The organism is Rhizobium sp. BT-226 (assembly GCF_025847085.2).
In the GTDB taxonomy this organism is placed as follows: Bacteria; Pseudomonadota; Alphaproteobacteria; order Rhizobiales; family Rhizobiaceae; genus Rhizobium; species Rhizobium sophorae.
This window is the reverse complement of sequence record NZ_JAOYTI010000003.1, coordinates 110,244-132,674: the sequence shown is the minus strand read 5'-3', so window position 1 is coordinate 132,674 and position 22,431 is coordinate 110,244. Positions and strand designations below refer to the sequence as shown.

17 protein-coding genes are annotated in these 22,431 nt (G+C 62.3%); 10 read left to right on the top strand and 7 right to left on the bottom strand.

Translation table 11 applies throughout. The features are described from left to right. Positions 1-240: 240 nt before the first annotated feature. From OIU37_RS20140 to OIU37_RS20130, 3 genes are all read left to right on the top strand, one after another. Complete coding sequence (locus OIU37_RS20140) at positions 241-1,887, top strand: acetolactate synthase large subunit (RefSeq protein WP_264258547.1); 1,647 nt, start codon at positions 241-243, stop codon at positions 1,885-1,887. A 392-nt stretch (positions 1,888-2,279) separates the two neighbouring features. Further along, positions 2,280-3,404, top strand: a complete 1,125-nt coding sequence (locus tag OIU37_RS20135) for a metallophosphoesterase (protein WP_180696167.1) — start codon at positions 2,280-2,282, stop codon at positions 3,402-3,404. Then, positions 3,401-6,028: an AAA family ATPase gene (locus OIU37_RS20130; RefSeq protein WP_168309009.1), complete on the top strand. Its 2,628-nt coding sequence runs from the start codon at positions 3,401-3,403 to the stop codon at positions 6,026-6,028. Before OIU37_RS20135 ends, OIU37_RS20130 begins: the two co-directional genes overlap by 4 nt. A gap of 13 nt (positions 6,029-6,041) precedes the next feature. Here OIU37_RS20130 and OIU37_RS20125 read toward each other — a convergent pair whose 3' ends face one another. From OIU37_RS20125 to OIU37_RS20095, 7 genes are all read right to left on the bottom strand, one after another. Continuing rightward, positions 6,042-7,310, bottom strand: coding sequence for a trehalase family glycosidase (locus OIU37_RS20125; protein ID WP_264258546.1), 1,269 nt, complete (start codon positions 7,308-7,310; stop codon positions 6,042-6,044). Between the two features lie 19 nt (positions 7,311-7,329). Further along, a complete protein-coding gene (locus tag OIU37_RS20120) occupies positions 7,330-8,388 on the bottom strand; it encodes an ABC transporter ATP-binding protein (protein ID WP_182207884.1) in 1,059 nt (352 codons plus the stop codon). A 13-nt stretch (positions 8,389-8,401) separates the two neighbouring features. Beyond that, a complete protein-coding gene (locus OIU37_RS20115) occupies positions 8,402-9,259 on the bottom strand; it encodes a carbohydrate ABC transporter permease (protein ID WP_264258545.1) in 858 nt (285 codons plus the stop codon). After that, a complete protein-coding gene (locus OIU37_RS20110; RefSeq protein ID WP_240603844.1) occupies positions 9,256-10,107 on the bottom strand; it encodes a carbohydrate ABC transporter permease in 852 nt (283 codons plus the stop codon). Before OIU37_RS20110 ends, OIU37_RS20115 begins: the two co-directional genes overlap by 4 nt. Positions 10,108-10,176: 69 nt before the next feature. Next, positions 10,177-11,451, bottom strand: coding sequence for an ABC transporter substrate-binding protein (locus OIU37_RS20105; protein ID WP_264258544.1), 1,275 nt, complete (start codon positions 11,449-11,451; stop codon positions 10,177-10,179). Positions 11,452-11,493: 42 nt separating this feature from the next. Beyond that, positions 11,494-12,504 carry a LacI family DNA-binding transcriptional regulator gene (locus OIU37_RS20100; protein WP_264258543.1) on the bottom strand — a complete coding sequence of 337 codons (1,011 nt, stop codon included), beginning with the start codon at positions 12,502-12,504 and terminating at the stop codon, positions 11,494-11,496. 124 nt (positions 12,505-12,628) lie between these two features. Then, positions 12,629-12,952 carry an antibiotic biosynthesis monooxygenase gene (locus tag OIU37_RS20095; protein WP_171603183.1) on the bottom strand — a complete coding sequence of 108 codons (324 nt, stop codon included), beginning with the start codon at positions 12,950-12,952 and terminating at the stop codon, positions 12,629-12,631. A gap of 381 nt (positions 12,953-13,333) precedes the next feature. Here OIU37_RS20095 and OIU37_RS20090 point away from each other — a divergent pair, with 381 nt between their 5' ends. From OIU37_RS20090 to OIU37_RS20060, 7 genes are all read left to right on the top strand, one after another. Then, positions 13,334-15,148 (top strand): bifunctional diguanylate cyclase/phosphodiesterase, encoded by a 1,815-nt coding sequence (locus tag OIU37_RS20090; RefSeq protein WP_264258542.1) that lies wholly within the window; start codon positions 13,334-13,336, stop codon positions 15,146-15,148. An 84-nt stretch (positions 15,149-15,232) separates the two neighbouring features. Next, positions 15,233-16,192, top strand: a complete 960-nt coding sequence (locus OIU37_RS20085) for an HD-GYP domain-containing protein (RefSeq protein WP_264258884.1) — start codon at positions 15,233-15,235, stop codon at positions 16,190-16,192. A 273-nt stretch (positions 16,193-16,465) separates the two neighbouring features. Beyond that, positions 16,466-17,476: a LacI family DNA-binding transcriptional regulator gene (locus tag OIU37_RS20080; RefSeq protein WP_264258541.1), complete on the top strand. Its 1,011-nt coding sequence runs from the start codon at positions 16,466-16,468 to the stop codon at positions 17,474-17,476. 45 nt (positions 17,477-17,521) lie between these two features. After that, complete coding sequence (locus tag OIU37_RS20075; protein WP_264258883.1) at positions 17,522-18,814, top strand: sugar ABC transporter substrate-binding protein; 1,293 nt, start codon at positions 17,522-17,524, stop codon at positions 18,812-18,814. A 71-nt stretch (positions 18,815-18,885) separates the two neighbouring features. After that, positions 18,886-19,818, top strand: a complete 933-nt coding sequence (locus tag OIU37_RS20070) for a carbohydrate ABC transporter permease (protein ID WP_264258540.1) — start codon at positions 18,886-18,888, stop codon at positions 19,816-19,818. Beyond that, complete coding sequence (locus OIU37_RS20065; RefSeq protein WP_264258539.1) at positions 19,811-20,704, top strand: carbohydrate ABC transporter permease; 894 nt, start codon at positions 19,811-19,813, stop codon at positions 20,702-20,704. Before OIU37_RS20070 ends, OIU37_RS20065 begins: the two co-directional genes overlap by 8 nt. A 2-nt stretch (positions 20,705-20,706) precedes the next feature. Further along, positions 20,707-22,407 (top strand): glycoside hydrolase family 32 protein, encoded by a 1,701-nt coding sequence (locus OIU37_RS20060; RefSeq protein ID WP_264258538.1) that lies wholly within the window; start codon positions 20,707-20,709, stop codon positions 22,405-22,407. Positions 22,408-22,431: the final 24 nt, after the last annotated feature.

Sequence of the window (22,431 nt, the reverse complement as noted above, 5' to 3'; positions counted from 1 at the left end):
GGGCTCTGCGGGCGGGAGGTGCCGGCTTGAACCGCGACATCTCACATCATCAGTCAAAGCTGTTTGCCAGCAGAACTGTGGAGAGCTTTTTTATTCCCGCGGCAAAACCTCTACAAGCTCTCGGCGGGATTGAGGACAACCGCTAATGCCGCCGAACTCATGGACAGGCCCGGAAAAGAACATATCTTCGAGGGGCCTTCCTTTCTGGAAGCCTCGAACCAAACACACGGGCAACGATCCATGACCAAAGGCTCCGATCTTCTAGTGGCAGCGCTTGAGAACGAAGGTGTCGACCGCATTTTCGGCATCCCAGGCGAAGAGAACCTCGACGTCGTCGAATCCATCCGAAAGTCGTCGATTGAGCTCGTCCTCACCCGACACGAACAGGCGGCGGCCTTCATGGCCGCGACCTATGGCCGCCTGACCGGAAAGCCCGGCGTCTGCCTGACGACGCTCGGGCCTGGTGCTCTTAACCTCTCGACGGGTGCCGCCTATGCCTTGCTCGGCGCGATGCCGATGGTGATGATCACAGGTCAGAAGGGGATTCTCTCGTCCCGCCAGGCGCGTTTCCAGGTGGTCGACGTCGTCGCGTCGATGAAGCCGCTGACCAAACTCGCAAGGCAAATCGTGTCGCCGCAGATGATCCCGACGACGGTCAGGGAGGCGTTCCGCATCGCCCAGGAGGAAAGGCCGGGGCCGGTGCACCTGGAGCTTCCGGAAGATATTGCGGCCGAAGAATGCCAGGAGGTGGCGCTGATTGCGCCGCATCAGCTCGAACTGCCGACGGCAAGCGATGCGGCCCTCGATCGCGCTGCCGCCATCATCGCCGCAGCCAAACGTCCGCTTCTGATGTTCGGGGCAGCGGCCTCGCGCCCCCGCTCGACCTCCGACATCGCGCAGTTTGTGATCCGTACGCGCATTCCGTTCTTTACCACTCAGATGGGGAAGGGAACGGTTCCCGGTGGAACCGAACTTTATATGGGCACCGCGGCGCTGTCGGAGCGAGATTATGTCCACGAGGCCATCGAACAGGCAGACCTTATCATCACGATCGGGCACGACACGATCGAGAAGCCACCGTTCATCATGGGCAAGGGCGGCCCGAAGGTCGTTCATGTCGGATATCAGCCGGCGACCGTCGAGCAGGTCTACTTCCCGCAGTCGGAGGTCATCGGCGACATCGGCCCTTCGCTGAAGGCGCTGGCGGATCGCCTTGAGGGCAAGCTGCCAAACGCGCAGGCGCTTCTCCATCTCCGGGAGCGCATTCTCGAGCGCATTGCCGCGCGGGCAACAGAAGATCGCTTTACGCCACAGCGGCTGGTCCACGACATAAGAGAGGTGATGCCGCATGACGGCATCCTGGCGCTCGACAACGGCATGTACAAGATCTGGTTTGCCCGCAACTACCGGACGCGGATGGCGAACACGCTGCTGCTCGACAATGCTCTTGCAACGATGGGAGCAGGGCTGCCTTCGGCGATGGTTGCCTCGATGCTCTATCCGGCGCGGCGGGTTATGGCGATCTGCGGCGACGGCGGCTTCATGATGAACTCCCAGGAACTCGAAACCGCCGTCCGGTTGAAGCTCAACCTCGTCGTTCTTGTCATTGAGGACAATGCTTACGGCATGATCCGCTGGAAGCAGGCGGTGGACGAGTTCCCGGATTTCGGGATGACCTTCGGCAATCCCGACTTCGTGAAATATGCCGAATCCTACGGCGCCAGGGGAACCAGGGTCGACGATATCGGCCAGTTCAAACAGGTTCTCGAAGAGGCATTCTCAGGAGGTGGCGTCCATCTGGTGAACGTCCCGGTCGACTACTCGGAAAATGAACGCGTGCTGGTAAAGGAGCTTCGCGAACGGCTCCCCGCGATATTGGAGGCCTGAGGATGCCGCCTGCCATGAAGGTCCATAGGTGTTCGACTGCGAGACGCGGCACGATGGAAGCGATGGGCGACGACACGATGATGGTAATCAACGGAGTTATCTAGGATCAGGCGGCATTCCGCCCGGAGGTTCTGGGGCGGTATCAGCAGCGGTCCTCATCCGTGAACGGGTGTGGATACGGTGTCAAACATCACTCAAAATTAGACAAGTATTGGATAACGGCTTGTTCGGCCAGGATAGGCTTGCGTCGCCTGTTGCCGGGAGGCATGGTCTGTCCCGGAACAGCGGAATCACGAGGCTGCGGACGAGGCCTACTGCCGCGCATCTGAATGACGCGCGGCGCTGTAGACCATGCTCGAAAGCTCGTGGCGCATCGCAAACATGGCTGGTTAATGTTTTCCTTCCTGCACAGTTCGGACCTTCATATTGGCAAGCGTTTTGGCAATCTTCCGGAGGATTTGAGAGGGCGCCTGCGCGAGGCGCGGCATGGCGTGATCGCCAGGCTTGCCGGTGCGGCACGAGAGCATGGGGCTGGTGTCATCCTGCTTGCGGGCGACACGTTCGATACCGAGACGCCAACGCCTGCCGTGCTTCGCCAGGCGCTTGGCGAAATGGCCCGGAATACGCCGCTGCGCTGGGTTCTGCTTCCGGGCAACCACGATTCGCTGCTGGCAGACCAGCTCTGGAGTGCTGCGCGTGGCGTGCTGCCCGACAATGTCATCCTGGCGACGGAAGCGGCGCCTCTTTCGCTTGGACCTGATATCAACCTGCTGCCGGCGCCTTGCACGACCAGGCGGCCGGGCCGCGACCTGACCGAATGGATGACCGGTGCCGGGACACCGGACGGCTCGATCCGCATCGGCCTCGCCCATGGCCCGATCCAGGAATTTTCGGAGGATGCCACGGCCACGAACGTGATTGCGCCGAACCGCGCGGCGCTGGCCGGCCTCGACTATATGGCGCTCGGCGATTGGCACGGATCGATCGCGGTCGACGCCAGAACATATTATAGTGGCGCGCCCGAGCCGGACCGTTTCAAGCATGACCGGCCGGGACAGGCGATGGTCGTTTCGATTGCCGGGCAGGGGGCGATGCCGACGACGACTGCAGTCGCGACCGCCAGCTTTTCCTGGCAGACGTTGCAGCTTCCCCTGCTGGCGTCGGAGGACGGTGTTGAAGCGCTGAAGGCTGCGCTGCCGGAACCGTTCGCGCGGCGACAAACCCTGTTGCGCGTCGCGCTGTCCGGTCGTACCCGGCTGAACGGGCGCACAGCAATGACCAGCCTGCTGGAGCAGGTCGCGCCGGAATTTGCGCATCTGGAGATCGATACGGAACTGCTGGGGACCGATTGCGAAAGCGATGATCTCGAGATCATCGACCGAGCCGGTGCGCTGCGCGATACCGCGGAGTTGCTGCTTGCCGAAAGCCTCGACCAATCCCGCTCGGGCGATGACAGGGGCGTGGCGCGTGAAGCGTTGATCCGCCTGTTTTCCTATTGCGAGGCGATTGATCGATGAAACTCAACGCTCTTCGCCTTCACAATGTCAAACGCTTCGCCGGCCGCGGCATATCCGTCGAAGGAATCGCCGACGGCGTCAATGTGCTGAGCGCCGCCAACGAACACGGCAAATCAACCTGTTTCGAGGCGCTGCATGCCCTGTTCTTCCAGCCGCACGGCGGCACGCCAAAGAGCGTGCAGATGCTGCGCCCCTATAGCGGCGGCAATCCGATCGTCGAGGCCGATATCACGATCGAAGCCGGACGCTACCGCCTGACCAAGCAGTTCTATGGCGGCCGGCGCGCCAGCGTCACCGATCTCGGCAGCGGCCGGCTCGTCGCCCAGGCCGACGAGGCCGAGGCTTTCATCGGCGATCTCATTTCCGGCGGAACTGCCGGCCCGGCAGGCCTGCTCTGGGTGCGCCAGGGCGTCACCGGCATCGAAAATCGCAGCAAGAGCGAGGAAGAAAACGACAAGCGAGTGCGTGAAAGCCTGCTGTCTTCGGTGCAGGGCGAGGTGGAGGCGCTGACCGGCGGACGGCGCATGTCGGCGGTGCTCGAAGCCTGCGAGGAGGAACTCAACCGCCTTGTCACCGCCACGCTCCGGCCAAAGGCGGGAGGCCGCTTTGCCGCCGCGCTCGACGATCGTGACCGGCTGCAGGCGGAAGAGGCGCGGCTGGCCAAGGAGGTGGAGATGCTGCACGGCGCGCTCGACCGACGCCGCTCAGTGCAAGCGAGACTCAGCGAACTGGAAAACCCTGATGAGGAAGCCGGCCGAAAGACGGCGATTGCCAATGCCGAGTCGGTGCTCGTAGCCGCTAAACTGCACGACAGGGAGCTCAAGGCACTCGATGCCGAAGCTGCCTTGGCCGCCAGCCGCCGCGATGAGGCGCAGCAGGCATTCGACCGCTTCCACGCGGCATTGAACCGCAGTGACGAACTCGCGCGGCGTTTCGCCGTGACGGAAAAAGAGCTTGCAAATGCAGCCGAGCGACGCGCGGCATCGCTTGTTGAAAGCGAGGCCGCAACGGCGGAGGTTCAGGCGGCCGAAGAGGAAGAGCGGGTAAACCGCGAATTGCTGGCCCGGCTGGAGGCGGCGCTTCGTTCGCGCCACGCCGCAGAGCGGCTGGCGGAGGTTCGTCTGCATCTCGAACAGGCCGAAGCGGCGCGGCGGCAGATCGAGGACGGGGAGGCTGCGCATGCATTGCTCGCCATTCCCGCCGATGCGATCGAACGGCTCGAAGCGTTGGACCTCAAGATCGTTGGCTTGCGTGCAGCAGCCGAGGTCGGTCTTCCCAGGCTCAGGATCGACTACCTCAAGGAGGCCTCCGGATCGGTGAGCATGGACCGCCAGCCTTTGCCGGGGGGCGAGGACAAGAGTTTTGCCGGGGTGGCGAGGCTCGACATCGCAGGCGTCGGCACCCTGACGATCCATTCCAGCCGACAGGCAGAACAGGACGGGGCGCTCGAAAGCGCGGAAGCCACGCGCCAAACATTGCTTGCCAGGCTCGGAGTCGACAGTCTGCGGGCGGCGCGACAGCGCGATATTGCCGCCCGGAACAAGCAGGAGGAACTGGTGCGGGCACGCCAGCGATTCGCAGACGTGGCGCCGAATGGCATCGACCAGCTTCACCTCGATGCCGCACGCTTTGCGGAACTCAGCCAGGGTCCAGTCGAACTCGACGCCGACCCGGAAGAGGTGCGCGCCCGTCTCGCGGATGCGACGCAGCGTATCGAACTGGCGCGAAACCGGGCGCGGGAAGCATCGGTGATGGGCACGGAGGCCGGCGAGGCAATATTTCGGGCGCAGACGGAGCACGCCAAACTTGGCCATGACCTCGAGGCCATCGCGGCGATCATCGGTCCTGAAGCCGGCCGACCGGAATTGCAACGGGACCTTGCGGCCAGGCTTTCCAGCGCCAAAGAACAACTCGACGCGGTTGAACTCCGGGCCGGGCCTTTGCGCAGAGCCGGGCGGGACCTCGCCGGCGCGGAAGCCGCCCTTGCCAGGGCACGTTCGGTCGCCGACGCCGCAGCGCGTGAAATTGCCAGGTTACGCGAGGAGCTTGCCGACCTCGGCGGTCAAATTCGCACCCGCTCAGACAGTGCGGTGGAAGAAAACTGGTTGGAAACTCGCGGTTTGCTTGACGCGGCGCGGGAGCAGGTGAAGCGTTTCGAAACCGAGGTCGCCGTCCTCGATCGCCTGCGCAAGGCGCTGACGGCGACGCGGGCAGCCGCGCGCGACCTCTATCTCAAGCCGGTCATGAACGAACTCGCCCCGCTGGTCGGCCTGCTGTTCGACGACATCTCGATTACCTTCGACGGCGACACGCTGCTACCGCAGATCGTGCGCCGCAACGGCCTGGACGAGGATGTCGACCGGCTGAGCGGCGGTATGCGGGAGCAGCTCTCGGTGCTGACCCGCCTCGCATTCGCAAGGCTGCTTGCCCGCGACGGCCGGCCGGCGCCGGTCATCCTCGACGATGCGCTTGTTTATTCCGACGACGACCGGATCGAGCGGATGTTCGATGCGCTGCACCGCCAATCGCGCGACCAGCAGATCCTGGTCTTCTCCTGCCGCCAGCGCGCCTTCGCCAAGCTGGGCGGCAACGTGCTCACCATGCAGCCATGGCAGCCGGATTGATGAGGATCGATGCTCAGGCGAGCACTCTGCCACGCTCAAGCCACAGATAGGCTGCAGCCGTCCAGGAAAAGCCGAGGCCGCCGCAGCCTTCGCCGGTGACCGGGTCGAAATATTCGGCGAAACCTTCCGTTTCGATGGCCGCGATGGTGGATTTCCGCAGCTCTTCGGCCGCATCCGCATGGCCATTGCGCTTCAGTCCGTCGATCAGCAGCCAGTTGATGATCGCCCAGGCGGGGCCGCGCCAATAGCGCTTCGGCTCCCAGCTGGCGATGCCGGGTTTGGTCGTCGGGAAGGCAACCTTGAGATCCTTGGACCAAGCCTTCATTTCCGAGACCAGAGCATTGGCAACCTGCTTGTCGAGGTCCAGCGAAAGGAGGGGGATGAAGCCCGCCTGCGTTGCGGCTTCGACATCTTCGCCGGAGATCAGGTCTCGCGAGACGAAGCGCGAAAGCTCCGGCCGCCATTGGGCCATCATCGCCTTGCGAGTGCGGTTGTTGAAGGCCGCGATCTCGATCGCGTCCTCCGTCCGGCCGAACAGGCGGGCAAGATGTTCCAGATCTTCGCCCGCCTTGAGCAGGATTGCGGTCGTCTGGATCTCGGCGACCTTAAAGGACGCCTTTTCCCATTGCCTCGCCGGATCCCAGCCGCAGGCGGCATAGGTATCGACGAGATGGATGAAGCGGCGGTAATCCTCGTCGCGCGGACGCATGTCGGCATCGACATGGCCGGTATCCTTGCGCACGACGGGGGTATCAGTGGTGATAGGTACACGAGCGAGCGCGATGTCCCAGGCGGGAGAATTGTCGCTGCCGCTTTCCCAGGGATGCAGGAGTGCTACGAGTCCGGTGCCATCGGGATCGCGGGCGGAATACCACCAGCGGTGCCATTTCAGCGCCGCCTCGTAGAGGGGCAGGGTGCGCGTCTCGGCATCGTTGCCAGCGGCTTCATGCAGCTTGCGCAGTGCGATTGCGAAGACCGGCGGCTGGGTTATGCCGGAGGTCGGAATCGTATGCTCAGTGCGCCAGACGTTCGGCCCCGGAAAATAGGTTTCGCTTGGCGCGTGGAAGACGATATGCGGGATCATCCCGTCCGCCCACTGGCCCTCGACCAGCCGTTCCAGCTCGCGATAGGCGCGATCGATATCGTAGAGCACGAAGCCCATGGCGACGAAGGCGGAATCCCAGTTCCACTGAAAGGGATAGAGCCGGTCGGTCGGCACCGTATAGCCGCCGCGATCGTTGGCGGCGAGGATGCGCTTCGCCTGGTCGATATGCATATTCATTCTGGGTACTCCGGTATTCTTAGGCCAGGACGGCCGGAAAGGACTTGCCGCTTTCGGGCGAAAGCCAGGTAATGCGCTTCTGGTCGAGCTTCAGACCGATCGTCTCGCCGCTCTTCACGGTTTCCGAGGCCGGCAGGATGACGCGGACGGGCTGGTCATGAATCGAACCGGTCAAAAGCAGGTGCGAGCCCATCGGCTCGGCAACCCGCACCCGCATTTCGAGACCCTGCGGCAATGGCGCGAGTTCGACGGCCTCGCCGCGCAGGCCGAGGATGATTTGATCGCCGGATTCCCGCGGCGCCACAAGCTGTTCTATACCGGCCGCCACCTGGCCATTCGTAACCGGCACCTGGATGAAGTTCATCGGCGGATTGCCGATGAAGCCGCCGACGAAACGTGTCGCCGGGTGATTGTAGATCTCGACCGGGTGGCCGACCTGCTCGACCACGCCGCCATGCATGACGGCGATGCGGTCGGAAAGGCCCATCGCTTCCGTCTGGTCGTGGGTGACATAGATCGTCGTGGTGCCCGCCGATTGCAGCACGGTCTTGAGTTCGGTGCGCATTTCCAAGCGAAGCAATGCGTCGAGGTTCGAAAGCGGCTCGTCCATGAGGAGAACCTTCGGTTCGACGGCAAGGGCGCGAGCGACCGCCACGCGCTGGCGCTGGCCGCCGGAAAGCTTGTTCGGGTAGCGGTCGAGATATTGTTCGATATGCAACAGGCCGGCGGCCTTTTCGACCTGCGCCTTCACGCGTGCGTCGTCGGCCTTCTGCATCCGCAGCCCAAAGGCGACGTTCTCGTAAACAGTCATATGCGGAAAGACGGCGTAGTTCTGGAACACCATTGCAAGGCCGCGATCCTTAGGCGGCAGGCCGATTACCGACCTGTCGCCGATGCGAATATCTCCCGATGTTGCGGTCTCGAGGCCGGCGATGATGCGCAGCAGCGTGGTCTTGCCGCAGCCGGATGGACCGAGCAGCGAGACGAATTCGCCGTCGTTGATCGTCAGCGAGACCTCTTTCAGCGCCTGGAAGGCTCCGAAGCTCTTGCGGATGCGGTCGATGACAATATTGGCCATATCTCTGGTCCCGTTATTTGGAGGAAATGCCCCAGATCGCGAAGAGGTAGCGCCTGACCGCGAAGATGAAGACAACCGAGGGAAGGATGAGCATCAGGCCCCCGGCAAAGCGGTAGTGCATCGGGCTTTCCGAAAGCACGGTCAGCAGGTAGGCGGTCAGTGTGCGGTTGCGAACCGTCAGCACCGAGGCGGCAAAAACCTCGTTCCACGAGATGACGAAGGCAAAGACCGCGGTTGCGACGATGCCGGGAAGCGCCAAGGGCGCCACCACCTTGAAGAAGGCCTGGATGCGGGTGCAGCCGAACACCCAGGCGGCTTCCTCCAATTCCTTCGGAACGCCGAGGAAAATCCCTTGTGTGACCAGTGCGGCAAACGGCAGCGCCAGCACCGTATGGATGAGGCCGACGCCGAGGATCGTGTCGTAGAGGCCGAGCCGGATGAAGGAGACCGTCAGCGGCAGCGCCAGGATCGCCAGCGGGAAGGCGCGGGTCAGCAGTACCAGGAGGCGGTAGCTGTCCTTGCCGCGGAAATCATAGCGGGCGAGCGCATAACCGGCCGGCGCGCCGAGCAGGATCGAAAGCGCCACCGTGATGCCTGCCGCACCCAGCGAATTGAGAAATGACTGGAGGACGCCTTCGGTCTTCAGGAAGAGAATGAAAGGCTGCAGTGAAATGCCGGTGGGAAGGCCGGTTTTCGGCCAGACGTAGACGCCCTGGCGACCACCGAGTGCGCCGAGTGCCACCAGATAGATCGGCACCAGCACCCAGGCACAGAGTGCGGCAATGCCGCTCCAGAGCAGCCATCGGCGTGAAGAGACGAAGCCGGCGGCTTTGGGTGTGTCTGCGGCCGTGCTGATGGTGTCCGTGGTCATGGCAGGCGCTCCGGATCGACTTTCAGGGCCTTCAGATAGATGAGCGTGGCGGCAAGCGAGATGATCATGATCAGCACCGCGTAGGCAGCAGCGACGCTGTAGTTCTGGTTCTGGTTCTGCCAGTTGTAGGCCTCGCCGACGAGGACCGGAAAATTGCGCCCGCCGAGCGCATAGACCACCGCGAAGACCTCGAAGGCGAGCACGGTGCGCAGGATGAGCGCCGATTGCAGGGCCGGGCGGATCAGCGGCAGGGTGATGCGCCAGAAGCGCGTCCACGGACCAGCACCGAAGATTTCGGCGGCTTCCTTGAATTCCTTCGGCACCTGGTTGAGACCGGCGACGATGATGACCATGACGATCGCCGTGCCGCGCCAGACTTCCGCAACCGCAATCGCGATGAAGAGCGCGACCGGCGTCTGGTAGGAGAGCCAGCTTGCCTGCCTGCCGATGATGCCGAGTCCGAAGAGCAGCGAATTCAGATAGCCGGTATTCTGCAGGATCGACAGCCAGACGAGACCGGCGGCGAGGTCGGAAATGCCGAGCGGGATCGTCCAGATCCACAGGATCGTCTCGCGCCCACGGCCGACCTTGGCGACCATCGTGCCCATGGCAAGCGCAATGGCGATCTGCACCGGCACGACCGCGATCGTCAGCAGGAAGGTGTTCTTCACCGAGCGGGTGAAATTGATGTCGGTTATCATGCGCTCAGCATTTGCGAGCGATGGCGCGCCATTGTCCGAAACCGCCAGCCAGATCGTCTGCAACAGCGGCACGACGAACAACAGCGCCAGGAAGGCGACGGATGGCAGGATCAGCAGATAGGGGATCCAGGGTCGGCTATTGGTCATCGGCTCCCGCCTCGACGAGCAGAATGGTGAAAGAGCGCCCGGGCATTTCGCCCGGACGCTTAAGTGGGTTTATTGAACCGGGCAGGGGCCGTCGCTCTTGGCATCGGGCGCCCAGCAGGCAGCCTTCGTGTCGGTCATCAGCTTGGCCATCGTGGCGCCCTGGGCCTTCAGCACGTCCGCGACGGGCTCGTTCTGCAGCACGATGCGCTGGAAACTGTCCATGTAGACCTTGTTGAACTCGCCGCCTTTGTCGCCGAGGCCGACCGGGAGCAGCGAGATGACGGCGTCCTTGGAAGCCTGGGTGGCGGTGACTGCACCGGCGAGCAGAGCGACGCCGGCGTCGAGATCCGGCGGCAGCTTGACGTTCAGCGTCGGGAAGAAGCCGACCTTGGAGGCGGTCAGGAGCTGCGTCTCCGGCATGGAAAGGTGCTCGATGATCTTTTCGGCGCCGGCCTTGTCAGGCGCGCCCTTCGGAATGGCGAGACCCGCGACAACAGGCATGTAGCCGCGGCCCTTGGGACCGGCGGGAGCGGGGAAGACCACAAAATCATCCGGTGCAGCGGAAATGGCATTCTTCAGCCGGGCGATATGATCCCAGGCGACCATGACTTCGCCGGCGGCCAGCGGCTCCTGCATGAAGTCGTAGCTGGTCGAGTTCGGTGTCACATAGGCCCATAGCGCCTTCAGCTTCTCCCAGCCGGCGGCCGCATCCGCACTCTGGAAGGTGCGCACGACACCTCCCGTAAACGACGGATAGAAATAGCCCTGGAAGTAACGCGCCATCAGCCCCTTCGGGCCGGCCGGGAAACCGATCTGCGGCTGGCCCGTCGCCTCCTGCATGTTCTTGCCCCACTCGATCAGTTGATCGTAGTTCAGCGCGTTCACGTCGGCGCCGTCAGGCAGGTATTGCAGGGCTTCCTTCTTGGCAGCCATCACATAGGTCGCCTGCATCCACGGGATATATTGCTGGGTCGACTTGCCGAGCTTACCGAGATCGAGCAGCGACTGCGGCATGCCGCTCGCTGCCAGCTTCTTGGCGAGATCGTCGAGCGGTTCGAGCGTGTCCTTGTCGGCAAGCGGCGAAAGCTCGCCATGCAGCGCTCCGACGAGGCTGACGGTATGCTTGCCGGCTTGGCGTTCGGCTTCCATGCGGACGGCAAACTGCGGCGGCTCCTCGACCACGTAATCGACCGAGCCGACGTCCTTCAGGAGTTCCTCGCGCACGACCGTCGCCTCCTCGATCGGACGAAGCTGGGTGGACACGAAAACCGTCTGGGCAAGCACCGGCGAGGCGAAGGCCAGCACGGTGGAAGCCAGAATCCCAAATGACATGATATGTTTCATCTTCTCCTCCTTCATTGTTCTTTGTTTGAGATGCACTGCTGTCTATGCCGCTCGAAGCGGACGGCGGTGGCTGTCGCGATCGACGAATTCGATCGCGTGAAGCTCCTGGAGTTCTTCGGCGGGTTCGCCGGCAATGGCGCGCAGCAGCAGCGAGGCGAAGCTCGCGCCGAGGTGTTCGCCGGTCATGCGCATGGTCGAGAGCGGCGGGCTGGTGAAGGCGCCCATCGGCAGGTCGTCATGGCCGACAATGCTGATCTGGTTGCCGCCATCGACCTCGCGCAGTGCCCGGAGCGCTCCGATCGCCATTTCGTCGGTGGCGCAGACGAGTGCCGTCGGACGTGACGGCTGGCGCAGAAGTTCGAGCGCTGCGAGATAACCGCCCTGTTCCAACGGCGCACCTTCGGCGCAGAGATCGGTGGCCAGGCCGCATTCCTCCATTGCCGCCCGCCAGCCACGGCAGCGGTCATGTGCGAAGTAATATTCCTGCGGGCCGGCGATATGGCCGATGCGGCGGTGGCCGGCGGCATGGAAGCGCAGCGTCGCGGCACGGAACCCGGCAAAGCCGTCGCCATCGATAAAGGCGTGAGGCAGCAGGCTTTCTGTGCGGCCGTTGGTCACGAAGGGGATGCCCCGCGACTGCAGGAATTCGACGCGCTCGTCCTTCCGCTTGGTGCGAACGAGAAGCATGGCATCGACGCGGCGGCCATCGACGAAGCGGCGGCAGATGTCGAGTTCGCTCTCGCCGCGCGGCACCGGCGCAATCACCAGATTGAGGCCGGCAGCAGCGAGATGTTCGGCGCAACCCGACAACATATCGAGGAAATGCGGAGGGCCGATATGACAAGGATCGCTCGGCAGCGTGACGGCAACCAGTTCGGCGCGCTGCTTGCGGAGGCGGCGGGCCGAAGCATTCGGCCGATAGCCGACCTTGTCGGCAGCCTCGCGAACCCGCTCGCGCGTGGTGGCCGACACATCGGCATAACCGTCGAGCGCACGCGACACCGTGGTGATCGACAGTCCCAGCGATTGCGCGAGTTGTTTGAGATTGGCCAAGACCTTCCTCCCGAAGTGAGAAAAGATTCTCCAAAACGTTTTGGGAGTCAAGCCAAAACGTTTTGGAACGATTATCTCTGGCCGGGGTAAAAGCGCGGGAGCTGTAGGAGACAGCTCGGGACACTCAACGCAGGTTTGGCGGGACCACTATCTTGTGTATCTGGATACGCTCCGGAAGTTCGCACAGCAGTTCTGCATCTCGCGCCAGATGATGAACCTGCTCCGGATCACCTTTCGTAAACGCTGTCATCGATTGCATGTCGGCCCAGTAGGAGATCGTCGTGAACCAGGTTTCATCCTTTCGATCTTCGCGCAGCAATTGGACGCCGAGTGCCGTCTTTAGCAGTGGCGGAACTCCCTCAGCGCGATTGTAAACTTCGTATTCATCAGCAAATTCCGGCTTCGTGCGACCGCGCCAGATACGGGCGATAGTTGGAACTTTCGTCATGTTCTGCTCTCCGTGACATTTGAATGAAGCAAGCCGACGGCCGAGGACGTCTGCCTCAAACGGCATGGGCATCGTGGAACAGGGCACCAAGCCGCGCCGATCAGAAGCGATTATGCGCAGGGCATGCACCCAATCCGGGCATTACCCGTTCACAGCCTGGAACGTCTGCTCCACGAGCAAAAGGAGATGAGTCCCACAATCGATTATTCAAGGTCTGCGTGAGCCGATCGACCCGGCCTCGGGTCTGGACCTTCCAACCCGCTTGGGGGCACGGTCGTTGATGGCTCGCGAGTGCGTTCATTCGATCAAAATCTAATCAACGGCGTAACCTGATTTGAAAGTCGGTTTGATACGGAGGGTCTCCTTCCGGGAAGTGACGTTATGATCCTTGAGTTGCAGAATGCCATTCTGGAAATGATTGCCAAAGGGGAACCGCTGGCAGCAACGATCGAGCAACTTTGCCTCAAGGTTGAGGCCGCCGTTCCCGGGATCATCGCTTCGGTGCTGACGTTCGACGGGACCCGTCTTCACACGCTTGCTGGCCCCTCCCTTCCGCCTGACTATTCAGCGGCTGTCGACAGTCTTGAAGCCGGTCCTCTTGCGGGCTCCTGTGGCGCTGCTGCCTATTTCGGAGAAGCGGTCGTTGTCACCGATATCGAGACCGATCCTCGTTGGCAGGATTTCAAGTCCCTGGTCCTTCCGCTGGGGTTACGGGCTTGCTGGTCGAGCCCGATCAAGAGCGGCGAGCGGGTGATCGGCACCTTCGCCTTCTACTATCGAGACCGGAGCGGTCCGAAGGCCGTCGAACGGGACCTCGTCGAGGCTTGTGTCCATCTCTGCACAATCGCCATCGATCGCGAAGAACGGGTGATGGAACGTCAGCGGCTGACATACAGCGACGCTATGACGGGACTGTCGAATCGCGCTCGTTTCAACCAGCTTCTCGCCGAAGAGCTGGCTCGATCCCGGCGCGCCTGGGGCATCTTGCTGGTGGACATCGACAACTTGAAACTGGTGAATGACACGTTCGGGCACGCAGCCGGCGACGCATTGATTCAAGTGGTTGCAGACCGGATTTCCGCGACAGCAGGCGCCAAAGACACGTTCAGGCTTGGTGGAGATGAGTTTGCTGTCATTGTATCGGACGACAAAGAGCTTGATCTGAGTGCGAGGGCAACCGACATCCTCGAAGCACTGTCCCCTCCTGCAACGTGCGACGGTCATGTCGTCTTTCCCGCCGCGACGATTGGCGGCGCGTTGGCGGAGACGGAAACAAACCCCGACCAGACCCGCCAGAACGCCGATGTGGCGCTCTATCATGCGAAGGAACACAACCGCGGCCGGTACGTGCAACACTATCCCGGCCTGGGCACCGCCCTCACCAGACGCTTCAGGGCGGTTCGGGACGTGGGCGTAGCCCTGGAAGACAATCGGATCGATGCGCATTACCAACCGATCTTGCGCCTGGATACGCGGGAAATCGTAGGTTTCGAAGCCTTGTGTCGAATGACCACGCCTTCCGGCGAAATCATAGCTGCAGCGCATTTCCATGAGGCGACGAAAGACGCGCATATTGCTGCTGAGCTGACCCAACGGATGTTGCTGAGGGTTGCGAGAGACATCCGCAGTTGGCTCGCCCGGGGCCTTCCTCTCCAGCATGTCGGCATCAACCTGTCCGCCGCAGATTTTCGTGGCGGTAACCTGCAAGACAGGCTGTGCCGAATTTTCGGGGAAGCGGAGGTTCCTCTCAAGCACATCATCCTCGAAGTGACGGAATCGGTTTATCTCGGACAACGGGACTATGTCGTGGCGGACGAGATAAAGGCTCTTCGGTCCAAGGGCTTGCGGGTTGCCCTCGACGATTTCGGCACGGGTTACGCGTCTTTGACCCACCTGCTGACGGTGCCGGTCGACATCATCAAGATCGACAAGTCCTTCATCGACCGCATGGTGCCGGGCGACGCTGGGACCTTCATCGTTGAGGGCCTGATCGGAATAGCTCACAAGCTGGGAATTCGGGTCGTCGCAGAAGGGATTGAAACAGAACCCCAAGCTGCTCAATTGAGCCAGCTCGGCTGCAAGCTCGGACAGGGCTATCTGTTCTCGAAAGCAGTCGATCGAACGGTTGCCGCGGCCATTTTAGAGCAGCATGGACAACGGCTCAGCCAAGACAAGACCCGTGCCGGAGCCCTATAGCCTGAGCGAGGTTTTCGCGCTCGGGCCAGCCCCGGATACCTCAGACAACGCTTGAGTACCAAGATTATTTTGAACGGATCAGAGATGCGAAAACGGATACATGTCAGCCAATTGCGGGTCGGAATGTATGTCGAGGACGTCGAAATCGAGGGGGAAGACAGGACACGCCGGTTCAAGCCGTTCCTGATCTCGGCCGCCGGTCAGGTCGAGAGTTTGATGGCAAACCGCCTGATGACAGTCGTTATCGACGTCGGAAAAGGCGCGGATGTCGATCCGGGCGGGGCACAGGACATCGACCGGGCTGCGTTTGACGCCCAGCTTCGTGCCGTGTTTTCGGCAAATGATATCAAGCAGGCGAGGGAATGCGTCGAGGATACGAGACCGCAGATCCGTCAAATGCTTGCCCACGCCAGGATCAAAGCCTCTTTTGCCAGTGATGCGGCAAGCGCAGCTGTGGAGCGGATCATGTCGGCAGCCTTCGACAACGCCGGAGCGCTGATCGCAGTCGCAAAGCTGAAGGAAAAAGATGAGCTGACGTTCCTCCACTCGCTGGCGGTTAGCGCGTTGATGATCACCCTAGGGCGCAGCCTCGGTCATGGAGAAGAGGATGTGCGGGTCTTGGGGCTGGGTGGACTGGTTCACGATCTGGGAAAAATGGCGCTCCCGGACGAAATCTTGACGAAACCCGGTAAGCTGACTGCCGAGGAAATGGATCTTGTCCGCGGGCATCCTGAGCGGGGATATGAGCTGGTTTCTCATGTCGCGCATGTCCCGAAGCCGGTGCTCGACATTTGTCGCTACCACCACGAAAAGTTCGATGGCTCCGGCTATCCTGGTCGGCTCGCCGGAAAGAAGATTCCTTACGTCGCTCGGCTTGCGGCGATTTGTGACGTTTATGAAGCGCTGACCACAATCAGGCCCTATAAGCGCGCCTTCTCGCAAGCGGAGGCGATCAACATGATGATGAATTCGCCCGGCCATTTCGACAGCCAGCTTCTTTCCGCATTCGTGTCAAAAATGGTGATCAGCGGCACGCTCCACTAGAGCCATCATTTACCGGACGGCGCGTCGTACCGGCCAACGTCAATTGCAAGTCCGCTCCGGATCGGCGGTCATTTCGGCAGCAGAGGCAACCCCCGGCCAGCGCCGGGCAGGCCAAGCGCTGATCGTCTACAGCGGGTAAAGATTGCGCGCCGACAGGGGGCAGTTTTGTGCGCCTATTGACAGATAGGTGTTCGGAAACGCCGAGCCGTGCCCGTAAAGCCGCTTGACAAAACGCGTCCGCTGCCACTATTGGGTAATCGATCACCCAAGGGGATGGCGAAGATCGTGGCAGCATCTCTTTCTGACATCGCGGAACGTGCGGGCGTCTCGGTAAAGACGGTTTCCGGCGCACTGCACGGCGGCTCCGCCCGCATGTCGGACGATACGCGCCAGAAGGTCAAAGCCATTGCGGAAGAACTCGGCTACGTGACCAACTTTGCGGCGCGCGGCGTGCGTCAGGGCTGGCTGCCGCTGGTCGGCGTCGTCTCCGACGGCCTCATCACTTCGCCCTTCGCCACCGAGATCGTGCGTGGCCTCGACGGGGCGGCCCGCGCCGCCGGCATGGCGGTCTTTGCGGTCAACCATAGCAGCGGCCAGTCTATCGGCTCGGTGCTCGACGAGGTACAGCAGTTCCGGCCGCGCGCCGTTGCTTATGCCGCCATGTACCACAAGGATGTCGCCCTGCCGGACAAGTTGGCGGGCGCCGTCGGCGTCATGATCAACTGCCGCGAGGCTGCCGGCCGCGTCACCGCGCTGGTGCCGGACGAAGAGGGCGGTGCGCGGGAGATCGTGCGTTATCTCCTCGTCGCCGGCCGCCGGCGCATCGCCTTCATCAACCTGCCGGGCATTCTCGCCGGCACGTTGCGCGAGATCGGGTTTCGTGCGGCGCTCGAGGAGGGGGGCATCGAGCCCGTCGGCGTGTTGCCGGCGGTGCGCCGCAGCGTCTACAGCGACCGCGCGCCAAGCCTTGTTGCCTCTCATGTGGAGGCACTTCTGAAATCCGGTCAACGGCCGGACGCCATCCTGTGCGGCAACGATCGCGTGGCGATGGAAGTCTATGCGGCGCTTGCCCGCGCCGGCCTTCGCATTCCGGATGATATCGCGGTGGCAAGCTTCGACAACCAGGTCGAGCTTGCCTCGCGGCTGGACCCGCCATTGACGACGATGGCCCTGCCGCACCGCGCCATGGGCCGCCTTGCCATGGAGATCCTCCTGGCTGAGCAGCCCGAACCGCCGCACATGCGGAAACTGCCGTTCCATCTGGTCGAACGGGCATCCGTCTGAACATCGATAGTGTCCAACAGGAGGAGAATACTAATGAAGATTTTAATGGGTAATCGTTTACTTTCCGCACTCCTAGCGTCCGCCGCGCTGGCTGCGACCGCCGGTCTTGCCGAGGCGAAGACCGTCATCCACGTTATGCACCAGGGCGATCCCGGCTGGGTGAAGGCCTATGGCGACGTTGCCACCCGCTTCGAGGCCGCCAATCCCGATATCGACATCGAGATGATCTACGCGCCGCACGATGCCTATAACGAGAAGTTCAGCGCCGCCGTCATGGCCAAGCAGCTGCCCGATATCATGGAACTCGATGCTCCCTTCCTCGCCAATTATGTTTGGTCCGGCTATCTCAAGCCCGTCAAGCCGCTCATTGACAAGGACCTGCTCGATGACATGACGGATTCGAATATTGCCCAGGGCACCTATCCGATCGACAAGGATCTCTATGCGATCGGCCTCACCGACTCCTCGGTCGTGCTCTACGGCAACAAGAAATATCTTGAAGCCATTGGCGCCCGCATTCCGAAATCGGTCGACGATGCCTGGACCCGCGAGGAATTCGAAGGCTATCTCGAAAAGCTGTCCAAGCTCGAAGGCGTGAAGTGGCCGATCGACATCTTCCGAGGCTACGGCATCAAGACCGAGTGGATCACCTATGCCTACGGCCCCCTGCTCGAAAGCGCCGGCTGCGATCTGATCGACCGGAAGACTTGGAAGGCCAGCGGCACCCTCGATGGCGAGGCCTGCGTCAAGGCGCTGACGATGATGCAGGACTGGGTAAAGAAGGGCTGGATCGTACCGACGTCGTCGGGCACCAACCAGTTCTACGCCGAGGGACAGCCGGCCGCGCTCGCCATGGGCGGCCACTGGTTCTACGCGGAGGCGTCGGCAGCGATGAAGGATAATATCGTCGTCATGCCGCTGCCGAAGATCGGCGACAAGGGCGTGAGCCCGAACGGCACCTGGATCTGGGGCATTTCCGCGACCTCGGAAAACCCTGAGATCGCCGGCAAGTTCCTGAGCTTCCTGCTGAAGGACAAGGAGTACCGGGAGTACGCCAAGACCCAGTCCGCCTATCCGGGCCTGAAGAGCTTCGCCGCCGAATCCCCGCTCTATGCGCAAGGCGGTCCGCTCGCCATCGCCTTTGAGCAGGCGTCCAAGACCGCGGTCGCTCGTCCGCCGCATCCGGCCTATCCGACGATCACCTCGGCCTTCATGCAGGCCGTCGACAAGATCTTCAACGGTGGTGACGCGCAGGAAGCGCTGACGGCCGCTGCCAAGAAGATCGACGAGGATATCGAGGACAACGCCGGCTACCCGCCCTTCGACGAGCAGCAGTAAGGGTTTTGACGGGGCCGGTTCTCCGGCCGGCCCCGGACTATCTCTGGAGGATGACCGATGAGGAGGAAACAATGACTTTGCAACAGACCTCCACGCCCGCTTTGCGGCGTCCGGCGAAACGCCGCGACAACAAGCGGCTCTGGCAGGAAATAGCGATGATCGCGCCTGCCTTTCTGCTTCTGGCGATCTTCCTGATCACGCCATTCCTCTTGTCCTTCTGGACGGCGATGACCAACCAGCCGCTCGTGCCGCGCCCGACGCCGGTGCGCTTCGTCGGCCTCCTGAATTTCGAGCGCGTCTTCACCGATCCGCTGTTCTGGACCTCGCTGTGGAACGTTACGCGCTTCACCATCTTGGTGCTGCCGGTGCAGTGCGGCCTCGCCTTCCTGACCGCGCTGCTCTTGCACCAGAAGCTGCCGATGCAAAACCTGTTGCGCGGCCTGTTCTTCCTGCCGGCGATCACCTCCATGGTGGTGGTCTGCGTCATCTGGGGCACGCTGTTCCAGTATCCAAGCGGCCCGCTCAACCAGATCGTCGGTTTCCTTTCCGGCGGCACAATCCAGCCGATCGACTGGCTCGGCGACCCCAACTGGGCGATGTTCTCCATCGTGTTGCTTTCGGCCTGGCAGGCCTATGGCTTTCAGATGATCATCTATCTCGCCGGCCTGCAGGGCATTCCCGAAGAACTGTACGATGCCGCCCGCATCGACGGGGCAAGCGCACTGCGCCGCTTCTGGCACGTCACCATGCCCGGCCTTCGCCCGACCCATGTCTTCGTGCTGGTTATCACGACCATCCAGGCCTTCAAGCTCTATACGCAGGTGGCGATCCTCACCCAGGGCGGCCCGAAGGAAAGCACCGAAACCGTTGTCCACTACATGGTGCGCGCCGGCTTCGAGGAGCAGAAACTCGGCTACGCATCGGCCGTTTCCGTCATCCTCTTCGTCATCGTTCTTCTGATCGCGCTCCTGCAACGCAAACTCCTGAGGCGCTTCGATGTCTGATATCGCTTTGAGTCGGCCCGCCCCGCTGGCAATCGCAAGGGGGAACGGCAAGAGAAGCCTGCGCATCGTGCAGAGCCTCTGCATCCTGGTCATCGCGCTGGTGATGATCTCGCCGCTGTTCATGCTGTTGATCGCCAGCCTGAAGGACGACCGCTTCCGCATCCTCGCCGACATGGGCAGCTTCCGCGCCTTCTGGGTCAGCGACCCGACGATGTCGAACTACCAGGAGATCGCCCATTTTTCCGGCGAGCTGGCCTATGGCCGATATCTCTTCAATTCGCTGGTGATCCTTGTCGCCACGGTCGTCTCGGGTCTGGTCGTCAATTCCATGGCGGGCTTCGTTCTGGCCTGGGGCTCGCTGCGCGGCAAGGCGGCGCTCTTGGCGCTGGTCGTCGCGCTCTATGTCATCCCGCAGGAAAGCATCATCATGCCGCTCGTCGTCATGATGTCGCGGGCGGGGCTGACGGATACCTTCGCGGTGCAGATCCTGCCCTGGGTGGCAAGCCCGCTCTATGTCTTCCTCTTCTACCAGTTCTTCGCGCAGCTGCCGAAGGAACTCTATGAAGCGGCGGAAATGGATGGCGCATCGGTCTTCCGCATCTACCGGTCGATCTACATGCCGCTCAGCCTGCCGGCGCTCGCCACGGTCTCGATCCTCATGGGCATTGAAAGCTGGAACCAGTATCTCTGGCCGACGCTGGTCACCCAGACCGACTATGCTCGGCCGATTGCCGTCGCCATCGCCACCTTCTTCGGACAGGACAGCATCTACTGGGACCGCGCCATGGCCGCCTCGGTGCTGATGATGATCCCCGTCCTCATTCTCTATCTGGCTTTCCAGCGCTGGTTCGTCAGTTCATTCGTCGGCTCCGCCGTGAAAGGTTGATCATGTCTCTGCAGGCAAAGTCCGAAACGTCAGCACCTGAAACCATTGAAGCGGAACTGCCCGAAGGCACGGTGCTGCATCTCTGGCTGAAGGCGCGCCATGCCGGCGGCGAGGCGAAGCTCTTCGTCGCGGTTGATGGCAACGACATCGGCGAGCCCTCGACCCGCCGCACCGGAGAATTTGAGTTCTTCGCTGTGACGCTGGCGAAGGGCGGTCGTGCCACGCTGTCCTATGATGCGACAACCACAGCGCTCTCCGTCGCTTACGCCTTCCGGCCGGACACCGTGATGAAGGAGGGCATCCGCGTCCTGCACAGCGATGCCCGCACCGCCGCCCCCGACGTGCCCGACAGCTACCACTTCCGCCCGCCCTTCGGCTGGATGAACGATCCGAACGGTTTTGGACGGTTTGGCGGAAACGCTCACCTCTTCTACCAGCATTATCCTCATGAGCCGCGCTGGAACACTATGCACTGGGGCCATGCCGTCTCGAAGGATTTCGTCCACTGGACACATCTGCCCATGTTCCTCTTCCCGGCGGCGCATCTGTCGGAAAAGGACGATGGGCGCGGCGGCGCCTTCTCCGGCTCGGCGATCCCCGGCACCGGCCCGGAAGGCGAGGAAATCCGCGTCTTCTACACCGAGCATGTGCGTGATCGGCAACCGGAAGAGCAAATCCAGCTTTCCGCCGTCAGCCGCGACGGCATCGTCGCCGGCCCGTCGGAAACCGTGATGCCGCTGCGCCCGGAAGGCTTGAACCTCACCACCGATTTCCGTGACCCCTATGTCTTCAAAGGCCCGGACGGCCGCTGGAAGATGCTGCTCGGCAGCCGCGACAGGCAGGGCGGCGTCGTACTGCTCTATGAAACCGCAGACGCGCAAGGCGCCGATGGATGGACCTTCCTCGGCATCATCCATCGCGAGGACGGTTTCGGCATGACGGCGGCGGAATGCCCCTGCATGGTGCCGCTTTCCGGAAAAAACGCAGAAACCCGCTGGGCGCTGATCTTCGGTCTGCTCACCAGCCGCGACCCGGCCACCGGCCGCCGCAATCTCACCTCCGTCACCGTCGGCGGTTTCGATGGCCGCACCTTCACTGCGGAGTTCGTGCAGGAGTTGGATTTCGGTTCGGATGCCTATGCCTTCCAGGCCTTCGTTGATGGCGACGAGCCGGTCGGCATTGCCTGGCTCGCCAACTGGACGGACTTTTCCAAGAAGGACGATTTCCCGACGACCATGACCCTGCCGCGCCGCGTGCTTCTCGACGGCGACACCGTGCTGACCCCGCCGGTCGTAGCCGTCGAAAGCCTGCGCCATCAGTTGCTGGATGACACCGCGCTTGCCGCCGGCAAGACCGTGCCGCTCGGCACCGGCGCCGTCGAGATCGTCCTTGATCTCACCGAGCCGGGTGCCGCCTTTGATCTCACCTTCGATCATCCGGATGTCGATCTAGGCGTGAAACTCGATGCCGATGGTCTGGCGATTGTCTTCGACGCTCGCACCGGTGTGACGCCGCCACGTTACGTCGCCACCGGCGCGAAACCGTCGAGCCTGCGCGTCTTCCTCGATGCCGGCTCCATCGAGGTCTTCGCTGACAACGGCCGCTGGACGGGGTCCAAACGCATTCCGGGCTTTGCCGCCGCACGATCGGCAACGCTCACCGGCGCCGTCGCCGAGGCCTGCGTCTGGCAATTGAAACTGTGAGGGAGGACAGACATGGAATAACAG